We start from the raw sequence: 21,091 nt of genomic DNA on the forward strand, positions 1-21,091 counted from the left end.
GGCTCGTGGGGTGCTTCGATCTTGCCGCGGGCCTCACTTACAGTCAATACTGACGGTAAGTGGGGGAGGTCACGATGAGCACGGAGATCCCGGCATGGTTCACCGACGCGCTCGCGCATTCGTACGACGCGCGTGAGGTGGTCGTCGACGGACACCGGGTCGCCTACCGCGCATGGGGCAAGAGCGGGCATCCTGTCGCGGTGCTGGTGCACGGTGGCGCGGCGCACGCGGGCTGGTGGGACCACGTCGCGCCTCATCTCGCGCCGACTCACCGGGTCGTGGCGCTCGATCTCACCGGGCACGGCGACAGCGACCGCCGTGGCACCTACTCACTCGAGGCCTGGGCCGACGAGGTCATGGCCGTCGCCCGCGCGGAGTCCGACGCCCCTCCGGTGCTGCTGGGCCACAGCATGGGCGGCTTCGTGGTGCTGACCGCCGCGCAGAGGTTCGGGACGTCGATCCGCGGGGTCGCGGCGATCGACTCACCCGTCCGGGAGATGTCGCCTGAGGCCCGGGCCTGGCTCGCCGCGGGCGCGCACGTGCCTGGCAACAAGACCTATGCCGACAGGGCGACGATCCTGCGCCGCTTCCGCACCCTGCCGGCCGACGATGCGTCGCTGCCGTATGTGCGCAGCCATCTCGCCGAAGGCTCGGTCCGTGAGACCGACGACGGTTGGACCTGGAAGTTCGACCCAGCGATCTTCCTGCGCTCGCGGATGGAGCCCGAGGAGCTGGCCGAGGCGGCGTGCGATGTTGCCCTCATCCGAGGCGAGCGAGGCATGGCGAGCACCGACATCACCGACGTGGTGGCCCAACGCCTTGGCCGCGACATCCCCGTCACCGTCATCCCCGACGCGGGGCACCACATCATGCTCGACCAGCCCATCGCGCTCATCGCGGTGCTGCAGACCCTGCTTGGCCAATGGAGGACCACATGACGGCATCCGTGCTGATCGACACCGACGACGGTGTCCTGACCATCACCTGGAACGAGCCCGATCGGCTCAACGCCCTGACGGCCGACATGCTCAACGACGCGGCGGCAGCGATCGAGGACGCGGCCGAGTCGGTGCGCCTCGTCGTCATCACGGGAACGGGCCGTGCGTTCAGCTCCGGCGCGGCGCTCGGGCCGCAGTTCGACGGCTCGGCCACGCTGGGCGGGGCCAACCGCCTGATCAGGGCCATGACGCGCTCGCCGCTGCCGATCATCAGCGCGGTCAACGGCATCGCGGCGGGGGTAGGTTGCTCGATCGCCATCGCGGCCGACATCACGCTGGCGAAGAGCTCGGGCTACTTTCTGCTGGCATTCGTCAACATCGGCCTGATGCCCGACGGCGGTTCCACCGAGCTCGTCGCGGCCTCCGTGGGGCGGGCGCGGGCCAACCGCATGGCGATGCTTGGCGAACGGCTCAGCGCCGACGACGCGGCCCAGATCGGGCTCATCCACAAGGCAGTCGACGATGACGCCTTCGCGGCCGAGCTGGCGATGCTGGTCACCAAGATCGGCCACGGGCCGACGAAGGCGCTGGCCGCGATGAAGAAGGTCATCACCGCCAACACGCTTCCACGGCTCGATGCGGCGCTGGACGCCGAGCTGGCCGGCCAGATGGCGCTGTTCGACTCATCGGACTTTGTCGAGGGCGGCATGTCGTTCCTTCAGAAGAGGCCACCGGAGTTCACCGGCCGATGACCGACTTCGACGCACTCGACCGCCTGCTCATGGGCCGCCGGAGCTGCCGTGGCTACACCGCTGAGCAGGTGCCGCGCGACGTCATCGAGAAGCTCCTCACCACGGCGCAGCGCACCCCATCGTGGTGCAACACGCAGCCGTGGCACGTCACGGTCACCTCCGGCGACGCCACGGACGTACTTCGCGAGGTGCTGTTCACGACCGACGAGGGCTACGGGGTCGACTTCGACTTCCCGACGGCCTACACCGGTGTGCACCAGGAGCGGCGGCGCGAGAGTGGCTGGCAGCTCTACGGCGCGGTGGGCATCCAGAAGGGTGACCGCGAGGCCTCGACGGCCGAGGGCATGAAGAACTTCGCGTTGTTCGGAGCACCACACGTCGCGATCATCACGACGGAGGCCGATCTCGGCGTCTACGGTGCGATCGACTGCGGTCTGTACATCGACTCGTTCCTCCTCGCCGCGCAGGGTCTCGGCCTGGGGGCCTGCGCGCAGGCGGCCCTCGCGGCACGATCGCCGCTGCTCCACGAGCGTTTCGGCATCCCCGACACCCGCAAGGTCGTGTGCGGCATCTCCTTCGGCTACGCCGACGAGTCGCACCCGACAGCGTCCTACCGGACGAGCCGGGCCGGCCTCGCCGAAGCTGTCACCTGGGTCTCCTGACCTCATCCCATCGGCCCATGTCCGACCGCTCCACCTCCCCGCCGAGTGTGACGTTCCTGCTGTGAATGTGCTGATTCTGCAGCAGCAGCGTCACACTCGGCGGCGACGTGAGGGGCGGCGACGTGAGGGGTCAGCCTCGGAGGGCTCCGATGCCCAGCACCGCGGCAAGTCCGAGCGCGCTGCGCGGGTGATAGGCCGCGGTCCAGAGTCCTCCGTGTGCGGCGTTGACGGCCTCGTCCTGCCACGGTTCGGCCTGCGCAACGGCACCCGCGCGAAGGTCGTGGACGAGCAGCGCGGCCATCAGGGTGTTGCTCGTGGCGGGGTCGAACACCTCGACGCCGAAGCGGTGCGCACCGGCGTAGGCCGCGGCGAGGGCCTTGTTCTTGAGCACCGAACGGGTGCGCGTCGCGGGTGCGACGTTGAGCGAGACCATCGTCCCCTCGTGCCGGGCCGTGGTGGCCCGCCAGCGCTGCAGCCTTTTCGCGAGCGCATAGTTGGGCCCTTGCTGCGGCACGAGCGCGTCGCACACGCCGGGGTCGGCGCCAGGTGGATAGTTGCGCTGCAGCAGCCGGCCGCCGCTGACGACGCGCACCGGCGTGCGGAGCAGCCTTGTCGCGCTGCGACGGCCATAGGCCTGGGTGGCGCGCTCGACCTCGGCCGCCGGGACGGCGAACGTGTCGGTCGGCGTCGCAAGGAACGCCAGCGCCGTGTCCGGACGGTGCCGGGTCAGGTGGGCCGCCAGCGCGTCGGCCGCCATCGAGACGCGTACGTGGGTCGAGCCGTCGGCGTAGCAGTAGTTGCCCAGGACGAGCCGTCCGCTGAACTCGTCGAACCAGTGGGCGACCGCCGCGAGCTCGGTGAGGAGGTCGGCGCCGACGTCGGCTGCACCGTTCGTGACGATGCGCGCCGGCACATGGGTGGTGCCTGCCGACTCGTCGGCCAGCGCACGAATGCGTCCCTGCACCTCGGGGTGGGGCAGGTCGACGGCGATGCACGACGCACCCCAACGCATCAGTGCGCGGTAGGGGCCCATCTCGGACCCGGCGCCGAGCACGGCGACGGTGTCGCCCTCGAGGCTCAGCCACTCGGGATGCTCCTGCACGGTCTGCACTGCCTCGGAGCACGACTGGGTGATGACGCCCCGCACCACCCACTCGTCGAGCTGGTCGAGGAGGGCGGAGCCGCGGAGCCGCTGGCCCCGGTAGGGCAACGTCAGCTCGGTCTCGGGCTTTGCCGAGCCCCGCACGGTCTGGGTGTGGAAGATCTGGGTGAGCGGGGTGCCCTCGATCGCTCGATCGAGCGGCACGTCACCGAATCGCATCAGGTCGTGTGCGCTGCGGAGGCCCTCGGACGCGATCGAGTGCGCGGCCGGGGCGTCACCGATGCCTGCCTCGAGGGTCCGCCGGAAATGGGCAAGGTAGTTGCGGCGCCAGCCGGTCTCGTTCTCGACCGCTCGCGAGCCGACCGGATCGGCCTTGCGCAGCGCGTCGGCGAGGATCGTGCGGGCCGCGGACGACGTGCTCTCAGATGGGAAGGACACTCCCTCGGATGTCTTCATCCGCCCAGCGTAGGAGTGGTGCGGACAACTGACGAGTCCCCGGCAAGAATTTTGTGCCGTCCGCCAGTCCTCCGGCGGCGATGCCGCGAACAGATCGTAGGACCGGACTGTCCGCGGGCGGGGGCCGGAGGTTCGACATGCCTGCACCGCCACTAGGAGACAGAAGATGCGCACGACGCCCAGGAGTGCCGCCGCCGCGGCAGCCGTCGCCGCCCTGATGGCGCTGTCGGCGGCGTGCGGCGCCGGATTCGGCAACAACGATGGTGGGCGCGACGGCGCGACGACGACGCCCGGCCCGGTGGCAGACCTGGTGGGTCCGGGCTGTGCCGACTACACCAAGAAGGTGCCGCAGGGCCGAGGTTCGTTCGAGGGCATGGCCCGCGACACCGTGGTCGCCGCCGCCGACAACAACCCTTACCTCACGGCGTTCGCCGACGCCGTCAGTGGCCGGCTCAACCCCCGGGTCAATCTGGTGAACACGCTGAACAGCGGCGAGTTCACTGTCTTCGCACCCATCGACACGGCCTTCGCGAAGCTTGACCGCGTGACCCGCACGAAGCTGGGCACGCGTAAGGGCGCGGCCTCTCTCAAGAAGCTGCTGGACTACGACGTCGTCGCGGGGCAGATGACGCCGGCCGATGTTGCCGGGAAGCACCGGACCCTCGACGGCGCCGACCTCATGGTGGCGGGCTCGGGCGACAGCATCAAGGTCGGCACGGAGCAGGCCAGTGTCATCTGCGGGGGGATCAAGACCAAGAACGCGACGGTGTATCTCATCGACGCCGTCGTGATGCCACCCGCCTGACCACGTTGATCCGGCAGAGGCCGATACGCTCGCGACATGGGCTCCGTTCACCTCATCCGGCACGGCCAGGCCTCGTGGGGATCGGACGACTACGACCAGCTCTCACCGCTCGGCATGCAGCAGTCGGCCTCGCTCGGCATCTCGTGGGAAGCCTCTGAATGGGCGCCGACGGTCGCAGTGGCAGGGTCGCTGAAGCGGCACGCACAGACCGCGATCGCCACGATCGATGCCTGCGGCCAGGGCGATGGCTACGACATCGACGCCGGGTGGGACGAGTTCGACCACATCTCCCTCGCACGGGCCCACGACCCGGCTGCGCTGACGACCGACCCGAAAGACTTCCAGGCGCTGCTCAACACCGCCATCGACTCTTGGATCGCGGGTGAGGGCGGCGTCGAGGGTGAGACCTACCAGGCGTTCGTCGATCGGGTGATGGGCGCGTTCGGCGCCGTCGTGCCCCAGGCCGGCCCCGGCCGTACGGTCGCGGTGTTCACCTCCGGCGGCCCCATCGCGATGGTCGCCTCGCACCTGCTCACAGGCGACGACTCGCTGTTCCAGCGCATCAACGACGTGATCGTCAACGCCAGTGTCACGACAATCATCACGGGGAGGTCCGGACCGAGGCTGCTGACCTTGAACGAGCACACCCACCTCATGCGTGACCTCGTCACCTTCCGGTAGTCCCGGATCTCGGATACCGCCAGTATCTGGGCACGGTACGATCAGTGGATGCCGATTGCACCCGACTCGCGAGTCCTCGTCACCGGAGCCGCCTCCGGGCTTGGGCTCGCGCTGGTCCACCAGCTCGTCGAGCGGGGGTGCCGGGTGCTTGCCACTGACGTCCACCCCGCTGACCCGGAGTCGCTCCGCGGCCTCGACGGCGTCTCTTACCTGACGCTCGACGTCACCAAGGACGTCGACTGGGCCACGGCCCGCGACCTGGTCACCGAGCAGTGGGACGGGCTGGACTACCTCTTCAACAACGCTGGAGTGGCTGCCGGCGGTCGCATCGAGCTTTCTGAGATGGATCAGTGGCAGTGGATCGTCGACATCAACCTGCTTGGCGTCGCGCGCGGCTGCCGGACGTTCACGCCGATGCTGAAGGCGCAGGGCAGCGGTCACATCGTCAACACCGCGTCGGCTGCCGGACTCGTCCACCCGCCGAGGATGAGCGAGTACAACGCGGTCAAGGCCGGGGTCGTCGCCCTCAGCGAGACCCTGCTCCACGAGCTCAGGCCGTACGGTGTCAAGGTCTCGGTCGTCTGCCCGACCTTCTTCCGGACCAACCTCAGCGAGTCGATGCGCGGCAAGGACGAGGCGGCGCAGAAGTCGGCCGCGAAGGTCATCCAGACCGCGAAGCTGAGCGCCGGCGACATCGCCCTCGAGGTTCTCAAGGGGGTCGAGAAGGGCAAGCACATCATCCTCACCGATCGCGACGGCAAAATCGCCTACGCCGCCAAGCGTTTCGCCCGCCCCGTCTACTACCGGATGATGCACAAGGCATCGATCCAGATGTCGAAGAAGGACTGACATGCGCAAGAACGTCCTCATCACCGGGGCCAGCTCGGGTCTCGGCGCCGGCATGGCTCGTGTCCTCGCGGCCAAAGGTCACCACCTCGCGCTGACGGCTCGCCGGGTCGACCGCCTCGAAGCGCTGCAGGCCGAGCTGCTCGCAGATCATCCCGACATCAAGGTCGTGGTCCACGCGCTCGACGTCAACGACCACGACCAGGTGTTCGCCGTCTTCAAGCGGGCGATCGTTGATCTCGGCGGTCTCGACCGGGTCATCGTCAACGCCGGTCTTGGCAAGGGCGGCCGCATCGGCACAGGCAAGTTCGAGGCCAACAAGCAGACGGCCGAGACCAACTTCGTCGCCGCGCTCGCGCAGTGCGAGGCGGCGATGGAGCACTTCTACGAGCGCAAGTCCGGCCACCTCGTCGTCATCTCCTCCATGTCAGCGATGCGCGGCATGCCGTCGGCGATGACGACCTACGCGGCGACGAAGGCGGGCATCGCCCTGCTCGCCGAAGGCATCCGATCGGACCTGATCGGCCGCAAGGGTCTCGACATCAAGGTCACGACGCTCTTCCCGGGATACATCGCCTCGGAGATGCACGAGGGTATCCAGCAGGAGGCCCGGATGATGGTCGACACCGAGACGGGCTGCCGGGCGCTGGTCAAGAACATCGAGCGCGAGGTCGTCGACGCCGCGGTGCCCACCTGGCCCTGGGCGCCCATCGGGCAGGTCATGAAACATGCGCCGCTCAGCATCGTCCGCCGCATGGTGTGAGACGTCAGCGCGGCAGGTCCACTCGCAGGAATCTCGGCCGGTAGAGAAACGGGTTGTTGTCGACCTTGGCGGCATCGGTGTCGTTCTGGCTGTACGAGACGACGACCGTGCCGGGCTCCGGCAGCAGGTCGGGGTGGGCCAGCGGCATGTATCGCAGGGTGCCTCCCCCAGCTTCCGACGGGATCTTCGCGAGGGGCGCGCCCGCCGTGAACGGGCCGGTCGGGCCCGGGGACGACCAGACCACGAGGTCGGTGCCGAGGAACTCGTTGCGCTTGCTCACCGCGAACCACCGACCATCCTTCTCGAACACGCTGAGGGTCTGCGACACGCCGCCGTCCGCCGGGATGAGGGTCGCAGCCCTGTCGGGCGATTTCTGCCAGTGGCTGCCGTCCCAGTAGCGCCACCGTGAGGTCGTGAGGATGTCGTCAGGTCGAACCCGGGCGACCTGCAGGGAGAATCCGAACACCAGCTTCTTCTGCGGGTTCGATGTTCCGTAGAGGTAGACCCAGCCGTCGTGGACCTCGGAGGCCGCTCCCCACGTGGGGCGGGTCGTGCCCGCCGAGTCAGCGCCGATGTCCGCGACTCGCAGCAGCTGCGGGGTGTCCCCCCGACGCACGATGAAGAGCGCGATGGCTGGTCCGAGGTTGGTGAATGCCCCGGCACCGTCGGGCTGGTCGGCACTGCGTACTCGCTGAACAGCGACGCCGACGAGGTCATATCCGGTGCGCTCGACCTTGGCGATCGACATGGGCCAGTAGCCGACCCCGTCCGCACGGTCCGGGATCAACGCCCCGTGGTCGGCCGGGAGAACGACGTCGGCGCACCCGCTCTGGAACACCAGCATGGAGTTGCGGACGAATCGTTGGCCCTTGAAGCTCGGTGCACGCAAGGTGTCACCGAAGACCCAGAGCCGCCGGCCGTCCTGCAGCGTCACGTCGGCGCCGACGTCCGCGCCCTGGAACTCCGCGCCCCCGCGGACCTTGGACGCCAGTGTGTTGAGTGAGCCGACCGAGGTGATCGGGTCGATCGGGATGCACCGAGTCTCGGCCGCGAACGGAGCCGCCCCCGCCGACGGCCCGTCGTGTCGCGGTGCGAGGGCCAAGGCAGCGAACATTGCCGCCGCCGCGGGGATGGTCACCAGTGCGACCCTGACCCGCCACGGCAGTCGGCGGATGCGCATGGGACAACGGTTGCACATCGATAGTCTCGGGTCATGGGGAGACGTCGGATGATCGCCGCGATCGGCCTCGGTGTGCTCCAGATCGTCGTCGTGGTGTCACTCGCCCTCGCGGGCCCGGACGACGCGACCCACCGTGCACCGATCGGCATCAGCGCACCGCCCGTGGTGGCTTCGACGGTTCTGAAGATCATCGACGCCGAACCGGGACGGCCCGTCGTGGCGCGCGCGATCGCGACCGCGGCCGCGGCGCGCGCGAGCGTTCAGGACGGCAGCGTGGTCGCCGCGGTCGTCGTTGACCTCAGCTCCGAGACGGACATCCTCTACATCGCCTCGGCACGCGGCACGTGGTTGAACAGTGCCGTGGAGCGTCAGGTGTCAGCGATCGAGGGGCCGCTTGGCCGCCGGGTCGAGGTACGCGACCTCGTGCCTGCACGGGCGGGCGACGCCGGTGCACGAGGTGTGTTCGCCATCGTCGGCGTTCTGGTGATTCTGGCCTTCGCGGTGCCGATCGTCGTGACATGGCTCCGTGGGCCGGTCGCGCCCACCTTCGGCCTGGGAGTGCTTCGGCTTGCGGTCGTGTCCGGCTCCTCGGGCGCCCTTGGCCTGGTGGCCGCGATGGTGGCCGCGGGCCGCTATGGCGGAGACGTGCCAGGTTGGTGGCTCATCGGCACCCTGACGGTGCTGGCAGGGGCCACCACGACGATGGCGTTGCAGAGCCTGTTCGGCGTGGTCGGGATCGGTATTGCCTCCACCGTGTTCGTCCTGGCAGCGGCGCCTCTCGTGCGGGTGGGCTCACCGCTGCTTCTGCCCGAGCCCTGGGCTTTCATCACTCCCTGGTTGCCGCACGGAGCCGCCCTCGACGCTGGTATCAACCAGGCCTACTTCGGTGGCGGGAACCTCCTGCCCCCGATGTTGGTGCTGCTGGCGTGGACGGCACTCTCGGTGCTGACGATGGTGGTGTCGCGCCGCGAGCGGACCCGAGACCACATCGAGTCACCGGCCCTCGCCCTCGGGTGACAACCGGTGGCCGTCCTCAGCCCATGAGTCGGCGTGCGAGGTCGCCGACCTGGTCGGCCTCCACGAGGAAGCCGTCGTGCCCGTGGTCCGACGTCACCACCGCGAGGGGCGCGGAGCCGTGAATGTTCTCCGCGAGCTCCTGCTGCTGATGGATCGGGTAGAGCCGGTCGGAGTCGATGCCGGCGACGACGGCGCGGGCCGTGATGCGCGAGAGCGCCGACGTCACACCGCCGCGACCACGACCGACGTCGTGGCTGTTCATCGCGTCGCTGAGCACGACGTAGGAGTTGGCGTCGAAGCGGCTCACGAGCTTGGCGCCGTGATGCTGCAGGTAGGACTCGATGGCGAACCTGCCGTCGTCCTGGGTGTCGCGGCCGAAGCGTTGCGCGAGCTCGTGCTCGCTGCGATAGCTGATGTGCGCGATGCGCCGGGCGAGGCCGAGTCCGTTCAGCGGCCCGTGCGGGCCGTCGTAGTAGTCGCCACCGGCATAGGCGCCGTCGGCGCGGATCGCATCCATCTGCGTCGTGGACAGCGCGATCTGGTCGGCCGACGCAGCCGCGGAGGTGGCCAGCAGGAAGAGCCTGTCGACCCGGTCTGGCGCCTCGATCGCCCACTCGAGCGCGCGCATGCCGCCGGCGGAGCCACCGATCACGCTGTGCCAACAGGGGATGCCGAGCAGGTCGGCGAGAGCCATCTCGGCGCGCACCTGATCGCGAACGGTCAGCGCGGGGAACGAGCCGCCCCAGTGGCGGCCGTCGGGGTCCAGCGAGGCCGGACCGGTCGAGCCCTGGCAACCGCCGAGGATGTTGGCCGCGACGACGAAGAGCCGATCGGTGTCGATGGCACGGCCCGGGCCGACCAGCGCATCCCACCAGCCGGGGCTGACATGGCCGGGTCCGGCTGGACCCGTGACGTGGCTGTCACCGGTCAGCGCGTGCAGCACCAGCACCGCGTTGGAACCGTCGTACGTTCCCCAGGTCTGGTACGCGAGGCGCACCTGCGGAAGAGTTCTGCCGGAGTCGAGCACGATGTCGCCGATGTCGGCGAACATCCGCGCACCCAGCGGATCCCCCTCCTGCCACGCGCCGGTGACGAGAGAGGGAATCACGCTGGGGCTGATGGTCACTTCGCGGCGCGGAAACCGGCGTCGAGGTCGGCCAGGATGTCGTCGATGCCCTCGAGTCCGACGGCCAGTCGCACCAGCCCGGGGGTCACACCCGCGGTGGCCTGCTCCTGCTCGGACAGCTGGGAGTGCGTCGTGCTGGCCGGGTGGATCGCCAGGCTGCGGACGTCGCCGATGTTGGCCACGTGGCTGAACAGCTCAAGCGAGTCGATGAAGGCCTTGCCCGCCGCGAGACCGCCCGGCAGCTCGAACGTCAGCACGGCGCCCGCACCCTTCGGAACGTACTTGTCCGCGAGCGCCTTGTAGGGGCTGCTGTCCAGGCTGGCCCAGGTGACCTTCGTGACGTCGTCACGCGCCTCGAGCCACTCAGCGACCTTGCGGGTGTTCTCGATGTGGCGCTCGACGCGCAGGCTCAGGGTCTCGAGGCCCTGGGCGATGAGGAACGCGCTGAACGGGCTGATGGCCGCACCGATGTTGCGCAGGTACTGCACGCGCAGCTTGGCGAGGTAGGCCGCTGGCCCGAGGGCCTCGGCGAACTTGAGGCCGTGATAGCTCTCGTCCGGCTCGGTGAAGCCCGGGAACTTGTCGCCGTGGGCCGAGTAGTCGAACGTTCCCCCGTCGATGACGACGCCGGCGATCGTGGTGCCGTGGCCGCCGATGTACTTGGTGGCGGAGTGCACGACGGTGTCGGCGCCGTGCGCGAGCGGGTTGAGCAGGAACGGTGTCGCGATGGTGTTGTCGACGATGAAGGGGACGCCGACCTCCTTCGCGACGGCGGAGATGGCCTCGAGGTCGAGGACGTCACCCTTGGGATTGCCGATGGTCTCGCCGAAGAAGGCCTTGGTGTTGTCCTTGGCGGCGGCGCGCCACTCAGCTGCGTTGTTCGGGTCGGCGACGAAGCTGACCTCGATGCCGAGCTTGGGGAACGTGTGACGCAGCAGGCTGTCGGTGCCGCCGTAGAGGCTCGACGACGCCACGATGTGGTCGCCGGCCTCGGCGACGTTGGTCAGTGCGCCGGTCGTGGCGGCCTGGCCCGAGGCGAACAACAGTGCGCCGACGCCGCCCTCCAGCGCGGCGAGACGCTCCTCGACGACGCTCTGGGTCGGGTTGACGATGCGGGTGTAGATGTTGCCCGGCTCGGCGAGCGAGAACAGTGCGGCCGCGTGGTCGGTGTCGCGGAACTGGAAGGACGTCGTCTGGTAGATCGGCAAGGCGCGGGCGCCGGTCGTGGGGTCAGGAACCTGACCCGCATGGATCTGCTTGGTCTCGAATGACCACTCGTCGCTCATGGTGTCTCCTGGACTGTCAAAGATGAGGTATGTGCCTTCGAGACTGCCACCGTCTCACAGGATGGCAAGGTCGTACCAGCATGTGGACACCCCCTCAAGTCAGTGTTGGGGCGGTGGGTCAGCTCATGTCGAAGGGTTGGGCCGTCGACTCCACGACGCTGAGCCAGAGGTCGCCGTCGGGCGAGACACTGTGCGAGCCCTGCGTGACGAACGGGATGGGGACGTTGACGAAACGGTGCCGGCGCCTGCCGACGACCATGTCGGTGCGCCCGGCCATCGCCGCGTGCACCGCGGTCTGGGCCAGGCGGGCGCAGTAGACCGAGTCGGACGCGTCGGCCGGCACCGACCGGATGGCGTAGCCGGGATTGAAGTACCGCATCGTCAACGGCTGGCTGCGGTTGGCGAAGTCCTTGCCGATCTGATCGCGGAGGTAGGCGGCGATGTCCCCGAGCACGGCGTTGCCGCTGGCATCGAGTCGGTCACTGGCCGGGATGAGGTCCTGCCCGGCACCCTCGGCCAGGACGATGACGGCGCTGCCACGCTCGGCGACACGGTGGGCGAGCAGCGCCAGCAGGCCGTTGTCTCCGTCGAGGGCGAAGTCGACCTCGGGTATCAGCACGAAGTCGGCGTCGTGGTTGGCCAGCGCGGCGTAGCACGCGATGAAGCCGGCATGGCGTCCCATGACCTTGACGATGCCGACCCCGCCCATGGCTGCCTCCACCTCGACGCGCGCGGCCTTGATCGACTCGGCCGCCTTCGCGAACGCTGTCGAGAATCCGAAGCTCTGGCCGATGTGCGGAATGTCGTTGTCGATGGTCTTGGGTACGCCGACGATGCCGATCGACAGGCCGCGAGCCTCGACCTCCGCACCGATGTGGTGGGCACCGCGCATCGAGCCGTCGCCGCCGATGACGAGCAGGACGTCGATGTCGAGCTCGACGAGCCGGTCGACGATCGCAACCGGGTCCTGCGCACCACGGGACGAGCCCAGGATCGTGCCGCCGCGCTCGTTGATGCGGGCCACGAACTCCGGTGTGAGCTTGACGACGTCGTGCCCGTTGGCAGCGATGAGGCCGGAGTAGCCGTACTGGAATCCCACGACATCGCGCACGCCGTAGTGAGTGTGGAGCTCGAGGACGATGGCGCGGATGACGTCGTTGAGGCCCGGGCACAGGCCGCCGCACGTGACGACCCCGACCTTGGTCGTGGCGGGGTCGAAGAAGATGCGTTGACGAGGCCCGCCGGACTCGAACGTGGGCAGCTCGTCCATCGTCACACCGCGCGACGCGATCAGTGCGAGCGTGTCGTCGTAGAGAATGCGGTCGTCCTCGCCCACGTAGTACTCGTTGGTCGTGCGCCCCTTGACGTACGTCGCAAGGGGAGAGTCGAAGCTGCTCGCACCGAGCGAGCGGACCTGGAGATCGGCGAGGGTGACCACGGGTCAATGCTAGCTGAGGGAAACCTCATGTTTTGTCGTGTTCACCGTCGTGGCGATGCCACGAAGCGTCTTGATGCCGGCAGGGCTCGGTCTGCGCGGCGCCGTGCGGCAGGATGTCGGCATGACGCTCGAGATCACGGTGCGCGGCTCTGCTGAGCAGCACCACCCCGCCGAACGCGCGGTCGTCTCCCTGGCGGTGGCCAGGGAGGGTGCCGACAAGAAGGCTGTCTTCGAGGGCTCGGTGGCGATCCAGGAGCCGTTGACGTCGCAGCTCAGGGGCCTCGTCGACCTGCATGCGGTCACGACATGGTCGAGCGACCAGGTGCGGGTGTACAGCCATCGACCGTGGGACTCCGCAGGCAAGCGCGGTGACACCGTGCATGTTGCGCGGGTGAACGTGCAGGCAGAGTTCACCGACTTCGAACGGCTCAGCGGGTTCCTTGACTTCTGGTCGGGTACCGAGGGGGTCGAGGTCGAAGGTGTCACGTGGGACGTCACGCCCAAGAACCGTCGCACCTACGAGGACGAGGCCCGCAAGGCCGCCGTCGACGACGCGGTGTCGAAGGCGCAGTCGTATGCCAACGCAGTCCGGCGCGGCAAGGTTGTCGCCCAGCACCTCGCAGATCCAGGAATGTTGACGAGCCAGACCGACGCCCCGGCTCGCATGATGGTCACGTCTGCCGTGATGGACTCGCGAGATGGTCACCCGACGCTCGATCTCACCCCGGAGCACATCGTGATCCACGTGGACGTGGACGCTCGCTTCCTCGCTGACTAGTTGCCGCGTCCTCGCTGTGATGAGGCCGCTGACCTGCACAAACGTGCTGGACCAGGTTGATCGGCCTGCATACCGTGGGTATGCTCGAACGCATGCTGACCTCGTGGATCAACCGGTTGACCTCGCTCCGGGTCGTTGCCACCGGTTCGCGCGATCGGGTTCGACTGCTGCTCCCGGAGCGCGGTCCGATGCGCGTGGTGTACGAGAAGGCCGTCGTCCATGAGACCTACAGCGTGCGGGCGCGGGTGCTGCAGCGCTCGATGCGGATCGTCTTCAAGCCGCTGCTCCGTTACACGCCGCTCAGTGACCGGTCGCTGGCAAGGATGAGGTCACTCGACCGACTCTCAGCCCGGCGTCGGCCCTCGCGTCACGTCGAGCACTCGCAGCACGAGCTGGGCGGCGTCCGGGTCGAGTCGATGACGCATCGGTACGGGCCCGACAGCGACATGACGATCCTCTACCTCCACGGCGGCGGATTCTTCTCGTGCAGCATCGACACCCACCGCCGCGTCTGCGAACGCCTCGCCCTCAAGTCGGGCGCAACCGTCATCTCGGTCGACTACGTCCAGCTGCCCGAGGGGTCGATAGCCGACTCGGTGCAGGACGCCATCGCGGCGTACGCGGCACTGCTGAAGACCAGCGACCACCCCGACAAGATCGTCGTCGCGGGCGACTCGGCCGGTGGATACCTGGCAATGAAGATCGCTGAGCTCGCGACCCGGCGTGGGCTGCAGGCCCCGGCCGCGCTGATCGGCTTCTCACCCCTGTTGAGCGTCGACCCCGAGCGCGAGGACAAAGCCGTGCAGCGCATCGTCCGCGCCCGCGACGCCTATCTGCCGATGTCACGCATCGCGCAGATCCGCGAACGCTGGTTGCCGGAAGGTTCCGCGATCGAAGGCTTCGCGTCGCCGCTGCTCGCAACGGCCTACATCAGCTCGCCGACCTTCCTCGTCGCGGTGGAGGACGAGATGCTTCGCCCGGAGGTGGAGGCGATGGCGCTGCTCCTGTCCGAGCGCGGGGTCGAGGTCGAGACGCACATCTGGCGCAAGCAGGTGCACGCCTTTCCCGTCCTCGCAGATGCGCTCCCCGAGAGCGACATGGCACTCCAGCTGGCCGCCGACTTCGCCCGGCTGGCTGTCGGCGAGCTCCACCGTGCCCCCACGGTCGATCCCCACTCGCACGAGAAGACCATCGCCGGGGAGATCGTCTCGGGCCCCGCCTCGTAGCGCGCTCTCCCGGCCAATCTCATAAACAATCAGGCTTGACTGTTTGTAGAATTGGCCGCATGCTGAGGTGATGGTGACCCAGGCCCCGCAGGCCCGCACCCCCCAGGGCGAACGCTCGCGCGCCATGCGGTTGCGGCTCATGGAATCGACCGTTGAGTGCCTCGTCGAGCTCGGCTGGGCTGGCACGACCGCGACTGACGTGAGCCGCCGTGCGGGAGTCAGCCGGGGCGCACAGCTGCACCACTTTCCGAGCAAGCAGGCTCTCGTCGTGGCCGCGGTCGGACACCTCACCGAGCGGCGCCGCGACGACATGCGGCTCGCTGCTGCCGAGCTGCCCTACGACGGACGCACCCGCGCGGTGCCCGAGATCCTCAGCCAGCACTTCACGTCTCCGGTCTTCTTCGCCGCGCTCGAGCTGTGGGTCGCGGCACGCACCGACGCCGAGCTGCGGGTGTCGGTCGGACCTCTCGAGCGTCGGGTCGGTCGCGAGACCCACGCCTACGCGGTCGAGCTGCTCGGGGTTGATGAGTCGGCCGGTGACAACCGCCAGCTCGTCCAGGCAACCCTCGACATGCTGCGGGGTCTCGGTCTCGCCGCGTCCCTGAGCGACGACCGCAAACGGCGCGCGGCCGTGCTCGACTCCTGGGCTGTCGTCCTCGACCACGAGCTGGAGACCTCATGAGCCGCACGATCCTGACGCAGGTTCTGTCCGACCTCGCCGCCGAGAGCCAGCAGCTCGACTCCTGGGTTGCCGGCCTGACGGCTGCTGGCTGGCAGACCGTGACGACCCCCGAGGGGTGGACCGTCGCGCACCAGATCGGTCACCTGCACTGGACCGATCTGGCCTCGCTGGCGGCGATCACCGACCCGGACGAGTTCGGGCGGAACATGTTGGCGGCGGCGTCCGACCCCGGCGGGTTCGTCGACCAGGGCGCCGGCACGATGGCGAAGCTTCCCGCGCCCGAGCTGCTGGCCGGGTGGCGCGCTGGCCGGGTCGCCCTCGACGCCGCTCTTCGTGACGTGCCGGACGGCGACAAAGTCCCTTGGTACGGACCGCCGATGAGCCCGACGTCGATGGCGACCGCCCGCATCATGGAGACCTGGGCGCACGGCCACGACGTTGCCGAGGCGCTCGGGCTGCAGATTCCCCGGACGTCGCGGGTCAAGCACGTGTGCCACCTCGGGGTGCGGACGCGGGGCTTCGCGTACGCCGTGCGTGGTGAACAGGTGCCCGACGGCGGGGAAGTACGTGTCGAGCTGACCGGACCGGACGGCGATCTGTGGACGTGGGGGCCCGAGGACGCTGCCGAGAGGGTCACCGGGTCGGGCTACGGCTTCGCGTTGCTCGCCACCCGTCGCCGTCATCCGGACGATGTCGACGTGCACGCCGTGGGCGACACCGCAGCGCACTGGTTGACGATCGTGCAGGCCTTCGCGGGCATGCCGGGCAACGAGCCGAGGCCGCTCGCCGAACGGATCACTGACCAAGCCATGGTGACGGACTGATGACGGTGATCAGGGTCGGCAACTGCTCCGGCTACTACGGCGACCGCAGCTCAGCGATGCGCGAGATGCTCGAGGGCGGGCCGCTGGACTATCTCACCGGCGACTATCTCGCCGAGCTCACGATGCTGATCCTGGGTCGCGACCGCATGAAGGACGAGTCGCTCGGCTACGCCAAGACCTTCGTGACGCAGATGACTGAGTCGATGGCACTGGCAAAGGAGCTGGGGGTCAAGATCGTGACCAACGCCGGTGGCCTCAACCCGGCGTCACTGGCGGCGAGGCTCCGGGAGGTCGCCGGTTCGCAGGGCCTCGACATCCGTGTCGCCCACGTCGAAGGCGACGACCTCCTCTCGCGCGCGGACGAGCTCGGCCTGAAGGGCGCAGCGGGCAGCGGCGTGCTGACAGCGAACGCCTACCTCGGTGCGTTCGGCATCGCGGCGGCGCTGGAGGGCGGGGCCGACGTGGTCGTGACGGGTCGGGTCACCGATGCCTCGGTCGTCGTCGGGCCGGCCATCGCCCACTTCGGCTGGAGTCGCGACGACCTCGACGCTCTAGCCGGGGCAGTCGTCGCCGGGCACGTCATCGAGTGCGGCACCCAGGCGACGGGCGGCAACTTCTCAGGCTTCCGCTCGGTCGACATGTCCCGACCGCTCGGCTTCCCGATTGCCGAGACCGATGCCGATGGCAGCGTCGTGATCACCAAGCACCCTGCCACGGGTGGCGCCGTCACGGCCGACACCGTCACGGCGCAGCTCGTCTACGAGGTCGGGGGTCCGGTCTACCTCGGCCCCGACGTCTCGACGCGTCTCGACACCATGACCGTCGCGCAGTCGGGCACCGACCGAGTCTCCATCACCGGTGTCGTGGGCGAGGCTCCGCCGGACACCATCAAGGTCTGCCTCAACGCTGTTGGTGGCTTCCGCAACAGCGTCGAGTTCCTGCTCACCGGACTCGACATCTCCGAGAAGGCAGAGCTCATCCATCGGCAGATGGAGACCGCGCTCGCCGCGGACACGCAACCCGACAAGATCGAGTGGCACCTCGAGCGCACCGACACCTCCGATCCCGCCACCCAGGCGCAGGCCACGGCCATGCTCCGCTGCCACGTCAGGAGCGCCAACCCCGAGGTCGTCGGTCGCGCGTTCAGCGACGCGGCGATCCAGCTCGCGCTCGCGTCCTACCCGGGCTTCAGCGTCACCCGGCCGCCCGCGGCCGGCACCCCCTACGGCGTCTACCGGTCGGCCTACGTCCCCCAGTCGGAGGTGCCCCATGTCGTCATCCATGCGGACGGAGCCCGCCAAGACATCGACCCACCCACCCCCGCGGGTCCGGCAACCGTGCGCACGAGTGGCGGGGAGCGGTCTGCGCCACTCGGGGCGTGGGCTGCCAAGACGGTCCGGGTGCCGTTGGGACGCCTGGCGTTCGCGCGCTCCGGCGACAAGGGCGGCGACGCCAACGTCGGCGTGTGGATCCCGGCCGACCATCCCGATCGCGACGACGCGTACGCGTGGCTCGTCAGCTTTCTCGACGAGGCCACGGTCCGCGAGCTGCTGAGCGAGGCGGCGATGCTCGACATCGAGATCCATCCGCTGCCCAACCTTGCGGCCGTCAACATCGTCATCCACGGCCTTCTCGGCGAGGGCGTCGCGTCGTCCACCCGGCTCGACCCGCAGGCCAAGGGCGTCGGCGAGTGGCTCCGCGCACGCGACTGCGCCATCCCCTCATCCCTTCTTCCCACATCGATCTCGGAGGCTGCGCTGTGAAGACCTGGACCACGCCCGAACGTGTGGCGCTCCGCGAGATGGTGACGTCCTTCACCGAGAAGGAGATCGCACCGCACCTGCCCGACTGGGAGGACGCCGGACTGCTGCCACGTGAGCTGCACGAGAAGGCCGCGGACGTCGGCATGCTCGGCATCGGCTTCGCCGAGGACGTCGGTGGCTCCGGCGGAGACATCGTCGACGCCACCGTCATGACCGAGGCTGTGCTGGCCGGCGGTGGATCGACCGGGCTGCTCGCCGGCCTCTTCACCCATGGCATCGCCGTGCCGCACATCGTCGGCAGCGGCAACGCAGACCTGATCGACCGGTACGTCCGCCCCACCCTGGCTGGGCAGATGATCGGGTCCCTCGGCGTCACCGAGCCGGGCGGCGGCTCCAACGTCGCCGGCATCACGACCCGAGCGGTGCGCGACGGCGACGACTTCGTGGTCAACGGTGCCAAGACCTTCATCACCTCGGGGGTGCGGGCCGACTTCGTCACGACCGCCGTGCGTACTGGCGGGGAGGGCTTCGGGGGCATCAGCCTGATCGTGATCGACAAGGGCGCCGCCGGTTTCACGGTCTCCAAGCCGCTGAGGAAGATGGGCTGGCACTGCTCCGACACTGCCGAGCTGACCTTCGACGACGTACGTGTCCCCGCCACCAACATCGTGGGTGAGGTTGATGGTGGCTTTGTGCTGATCATGCAGCAGTTCGTCAACGAACGGGTCAGCCTCGCCACGCAGGCCTACGCGACGGCTCAGCGCGCCCTCGACCTCGCAGTTGAGTACGCGCGACAGCGCGAGACCTTCGGCCGGCCGCTGATCCAACGCCAGGTCGTCCGCCACAAGCTCGTCGAGATGCACCGCCGCACGGCCGCGGCACGCGCGCTCACCCGGGAGGCGGCGGAGAAGGCCGCCGACGGGGAGGAGCCGATCCTCGAAGCCGTGCTGGCCAAGAACACCGCGGTCGAGGCGTGCGAGTGGGTGGTGTCCGAAGCGGTGCAGATCTTCGGCGGCATGGGGTACATGCGCGAGTCCGAGGTCGAGCGCCACTACCGCGACGCACGAATCCTGGGCATCGGCGGTGGAGCCACCGAGGTCCTCAACGACCTCGCTGCCAAGCTGTTGGGCTACTGAGATGAAGAGCGCCGTGGACACGACGTCAAAGATCTATGCGGGCAACCGTGAGTCGATGCTGGAGCGGGTGGCCGACCTGGCCGAGCAGCACGCCAAGGCGCTGGCCGGCGGTGGTGAGAAGTACGTCGCGCGCCACCACGCGCGCGGAAAGCTGACGGCCCGCGAGCGCATCGAGCTGCTCATCGACCCCGACTCCCCGTTTCTCGAGCTCTCGAGCCTCGCGGCATGGGGCACCGACTTCGCCGTCGGCGGATCCATCGTCACCGGCATCGGCGTCATCGAGGGCGTCGAGTGCATGGTCGTGGCCAACGACCCGACCGTGAAGGGTGGGTCGTCGAACCCGAGCACCCTGAAGAAAAGCGCGCGGGCGGCACAGATCGCCCACGAGTGCCACCTCCCGACGATCAACCTGGTCGAGTCCGGCGGTGCAGACCTGCCGACGCAGAAGGACATCTTCATCCCGGGCGGCGCGATGTTTCGCAACATCACCCGCGCGAGCGCGGCGAGGCGTCCGACGATCGCCCTGGTCTTCGGCAACTCGACGGCCGGCGGGGCCTACATCCCGGGCATGAGCGACTACGTCGTCATGGTCAAGGAGGGCGCCAAGGTGTTCCTCGGCGGGCCCCCGCTGGTCAAGATGGCGACGGGTGAGGAGTCCGACGACGAGTCGCTCGGCGGCGCCGAGATGCACGCGCGCCAGTCAGGGCTTGCCGACTACCTCGCGGTCGACGAGCACGACGCGATCCGCCTCGGCCGGTCCATCGTCAAGCGCCTCAACTGGCGCAAGACCGGACGGGTGCCGGAGCCGACCTACGCCGAGCCCGTCCTCGACCCGGATGAACTTCTCGGGATCGTGCCGACCGACCTCAAGATCCCCTTCGACCCCCGCGAGGTCATCGCCAGGCTGGTCGACGGCAGCGAGCTCGACGAGTTCAAGCCGCTCTACGGCTCCTCGCTCGTGACGGGCTACGCCCAGCTGCACGGATACCCGATCGGCATCCTCGCGAATGCCCAGGGTGTCCTGTTCAGCCAGGAGGCGCAGAAAGCCGCGCAGTTCATCCAGCTGGCCAACCAGACGGACACGCCGCTGCTCTTCCTGCACAACACGACCGGCTACATGGTCGGCGCCGAGTACGAGCAGGGCGGGATCATCAAGCATGGCGCGCAGATGATCAACGCCGTCTCCAACTCCACCGTGCCGCACCTCTCGGTCGTGATGGGGGCGTCCTACGGTGCCGGCCACTACGGCATGAGCGGTCGGGCGTACGACCCACGCTTCATGTTCAGCTGGCCCAACGCGAAGTCATCCGTCATGGGGCCGGCGCAGCTCGCCGGCGTCATCTCGATCGTCGCCCGCGGTGCAGCCGAGTCGAAGGGCCAGCCGTACGACGAGGAGGCCGATCAGCAGATGCGTGCGTACATCGAGGCACAGATAGAGAAGGAGTCGTTGGCCTACTTCACCTCCGGGATGCTCTACGACGACGGCGTCATCGACCCACGCGACACCCGGACGATCCTCGGGATCTGCCTCAGCGCCATCAACACGGTGCCGGTCAAGGGCGCCGAAGGCTACGGAGTGTTCCGCCTGTGAGGCGCGCGGCTCGTACCTCACCGCTCCAGCGGCTCGTAC

Annotated in this window: 20 protein-coding genes; 15 read left to right on the top strand and 5 right to left on the bottom strand. The window is 68.7% G+C overall.

The window, feature by feature from the left end; genetic code table 11:
* Positions 1 to 74: 74 nt before the first annotated feature.
* The 3 genes from H7290_RS01305 to H7290_RS01315 are packed head-to-tail and all read left to right on the top strand — an operon-like array spanning position 75 to position 2,352.
* Positions 75 to 938: an alpha/beta hydrolase gene (locus tag H7290_RS01305; protein ID WP_290512211.1), complete on the top strand. Its 864-nt coding sequence runs from the start codon at positions 75 to 77 to the stop codon at positions 936 to 938.
* Positions 935 to 1,690 carry an enoyl-CoA hydratase-related protein gene (locus H7290_RS01310; protein ID WP_290512212.1) on the top strand — a complete coding sequence of 252 codons (756 nt, stop codon included), beginning with the start codon at positions 935 to 937 and terminating at the stop codon, positions 1,688 to 1,690. The genes H7290_RS01305 and H7290_RS01310 overlap by 4 nt, the downstream gene beginning before the upstream one ends.
* Positions 1,687 to 2,352, top strand: coding sequence for a nitroreductase (locus H7290_RS01315; protein ID WP_290512213.1), 666 nt, complete (start codon positions 1,687 to 1,689; stop codon positions 2,350 to 2,352). The genes H7290_RS01310 and H7290_RS01315 overlap by 4 nt, the downstream gene beginning before the upstream one ends.
* A gap of 130 nt (positions 2,353 to 2,482) precedes the next feature.
* Here H7290_RS01315 and H7290_RS01320 read toward each other — a convergent pair whose 3' ends face one another.
* Positions 2,483 to 3,910, bottom strand: a complete 1,428-nt coding sequence (locus tag H7290_RS01320; RefSeq protein WP_290512214.1) for a hypothetical protein — start codon at positions 3,908 to 3,910, stop codon at positions 2,483 to 2,485.
* Between the two features lie 166 nt (positions 3,911 to 4,076).
* On the opposite strand from H7290_RS01320, the gene H7290_RS01325 reads away from it, so the two are divergent.
* From H7290_RS01325 to H7290_RS01340, 4 genes are read left to right on the top strand one after another with little or no spacing between them, the layout of a single operon-like run.
* Positions 4,077 to 4,715 (top strand): fasciclin domain-containing protein, encoded by a 639-nt coding sequence (locus tag H7290_RS01325; RefSeq protein WP_290512215.1) that lies wholly within the window; start codon positions 4,077 to 4,079, stop codon positions 4,713 to 4,715.
* A 36-nt stretch (positions 4,716 to 4,751) separates the two neighbouring features.
* Positions 4,752 to 5,396 carry a histidine phosphatase family protein gene (locus H7290_RS01330; RefSeq protein ID WP_290512216.1) on the top strand — a complete coding sequence of 215 codons (645 nt, stop codon included), beginning with the start codon at positions 4,752 to 4,754 and terminating at the stop codon, positions 5,394 to 5,396.
* A gap of 48 nt (positions 5,397 to 5,444) precedes the next feature.
* Positions 5,445 to 6,245 (top strand): SDR family NAD(P)-dependent oxidoreductase, encoded by an 801-nt coding sequence (locus H7290_RS01335; RefSeq protein ID WP_290512217.1) that lies wholly within the window; start codon positions 5,445 to 5,447, stop codon positions 6,243 to 6,245.
* A 1-nt stretch (position 6,246) separates the two neighbouring features.
* Positions 6,247 to 7,005, top strand: coding sequence for an SDR family oxidoreductase (locus H7290_RS01340; protein WP_290512218.1), 759 nt, complete (start codon positions 6,247 to 6,249; stop codon positions 7,003 to 7,005).
* Positions 7,006 to 7,009: 4 nt separating this feature from the next.
* Here H7290_RS01340 and H7290_RS01345 read toward each other — a convergent pair whose 3' ends face one another.
* Positions 7,010 to 8,185: a DUF4185 domain-containing protein gene (locus H7290_RS01345; protein WP_290512219.1), complete on the bottom strand. Its 1,176-nt coding sequence runs from the start codon at positions 8,183 to 8,185 to the stop codon at positions 7,010 to 7,012.
* Between the two features lie 33 nt (positions 8,186 to 8,218).
* Here H7290_RS01345 and H7290_RS01350 point away from each other — a divergent pair, with 33 nt between their 5' ends.
* The gene (locus H7290_RS01350) at positions 8,219 to 9,202 is read left to right on the top strand and encodes a hypothetical protein (RefSeq protein ID WP_290512220.1); all 984 of its coding nucleotides are present in this window, start codon (positions 8,219 to 8,221) and stop codon (positions 9,200 to 9,202) included.
* A gap of 16 nt (positions 9,203 to 9,218) precedes the next feature.
* On the opposite strand, the gene H7290_RS01355 is transcribed toward H7290_RS01350, so the two are convergent.
* The 3 genes from H7290_RS01355 to H7290_RS01365 all read right to left on the bottom strand — a co-directional run bounded on the left by H7290_RS01355 (position 9,219) and on the right by H7290_RS01365 (position 13,052).
* On the bottom strand, positions 9,219 to 10,310 hold the full coding sequence (locus tag H7290_RS01355) for a homoserine O-acetyltransferase (protein ID WP_290512221.1): 1,092 nt from the start codon (positions 10,308 to 10,310) through the stop codon (positions 9,219 to 9,221).
* A 14-nt stretch (positions 10,311 to 10,324) separates the two neighbouring features.
* Complete coding sequence (locus H7290_RS01360) at positions 10,325 to 11,614, bottom strand: bifunctional o-acetylhomoserine/o-acetylserine sulfhydrylase (protein ID WP_290512222.1); 1,290 nt, start codon at positions 11,612 to 11,614, stop codon at positions 10,325 to 10,327.
* A gap of 118 nt (positions 11,615 to 11,732) precedes the next feature.
* The gene (locus H7290_RS01365; protein ID WP_290512223.1) at positions 11,733 to 13,052 is read right to left on the bottom strand and encodes an ATP-dependent 6-phosphofructokinase; all 1,320 of its coding nucleotides are present in this window, start codon (positions 13,050 to 13,052) and stop codon (positions 11,733 to 11,735) included.
* A 55-nt stretch (positions 13,053 to 13,107) separates the two neighbouring features.
* On the opposite strand from H7290_RS01365, the gene H7290_RS01370 reads away from it, so the two are divergent.
* The 7 genes from H7290_RS01370 (at position 13,108) to H7290_RS01400 (ending at position 21,052) form a co-directional block, all read left to right on the top strand.
* The gene (locus H7290_RS01370) at positions 13,108 to 13,830 is read left to right on the top strand and encodes an SIMPL domain-containing protein (RefSeq protein ID WP_290512224.1); all 723 of its coding nucleotides are present in this window, start codon (positions 13,108 to 13,110) and stop codon (positions 13,828 to 13,830) included.
* A gap of 92 nt (positions 13,831 to 13,922) precedes the next feature.
* The gene (locus H7290_RS01375) at positions 13,923 to 15,056 is read left to right on the top strand and encodes an alpha/beta hydrolase fold domain-containing protein (RefSeq protein WP_290512225.1); all 1,134 of its coding nucleotides are present in this window, start codon (positions 13,923 to 13,925) and stop codon (positions 15,054 to 15,056) included.
* A 70-nt stretch (positions 15,057 to 15,126) separates the two neighbouring features.
* Positions 15,127 to 15,738, top strand: coding sequence for a TetR/AcrR family transcriptional regulator (locus tag H7290_RS01380; protein WP_290512226.1), 612 nt, complete (start codon positions 15,127 to 15,129; stop codon positions 15,736 to 15,738).
* On the top strand, positions 15,735 to 16,562 hold the full coding sequence (locus H7290_RS01385; protein ID WP_290512227.1) for a TIGR03084 family metal-binding protein: 828 nt from the start codon (positions 15,735 to 15,737) through the stop codon (positions 16,560 to 16,562). The genes H7290_RS01380 and H7290_RS01385 overlap by 4 nt, the downstream gene beginning before the upstream one ends.
* Positions 16,562 to 18,325 carry an acyclic terpene utilization AtuA family protein gene (locus H7290_RS01390; protein ID WP_290512228.1) on the top strand — a complete coding sequence of 588 codons (1,764 nt, stop codon included), beginning with the start codon at positions 16,562 to 16,564 and terminating at the stop codon, positions 18,323 to 18,325. Before H7290_RS01385 ends, H7290_RS01390 begins: the two co-directional genes overlap by 1 nt.
* Positions 18,322 to 19,461 (top strand): acyl-CoA dehydrogenase family protein, encoded by a 1,140-nt coding sequence (locus H7290_RS01395; RefSeq protein WP_290512229.1) that lies wholly within the window; start codon positions 18,322 to 18,324, stop codon positions 19,459 to 19,461. Before H7290_RS01390 ends, H7290_RS01395 begins: the two co-directional genes overlap by 4 nt.
* Position 19,462: 1 nt before the next feature.
* Positions 19,463 to 21,052: a carboxyl transferase domain-containing protein gene (locus H7290_RS01400; protein WP_290512230.1), complete on the top strand. Its 1,590-nt coding sequence runs from the start codon at positions 19,463 to 19,465 to the stop codon at positions 21,050 to 21,052.
* Positions 21,053 to 21,091: the final 39 nt, after the last annotated feature.

The sequence above is a fragment of the Aeromicrobium sp. genome (assembly GCF_014378035.1).
Taxonomy (GTDB): domain Bacteria; phylum Actinomycetota; class Actinomycetes; order Propionibacteriales; family Nocardioidaceae; genus Aeromicrobium.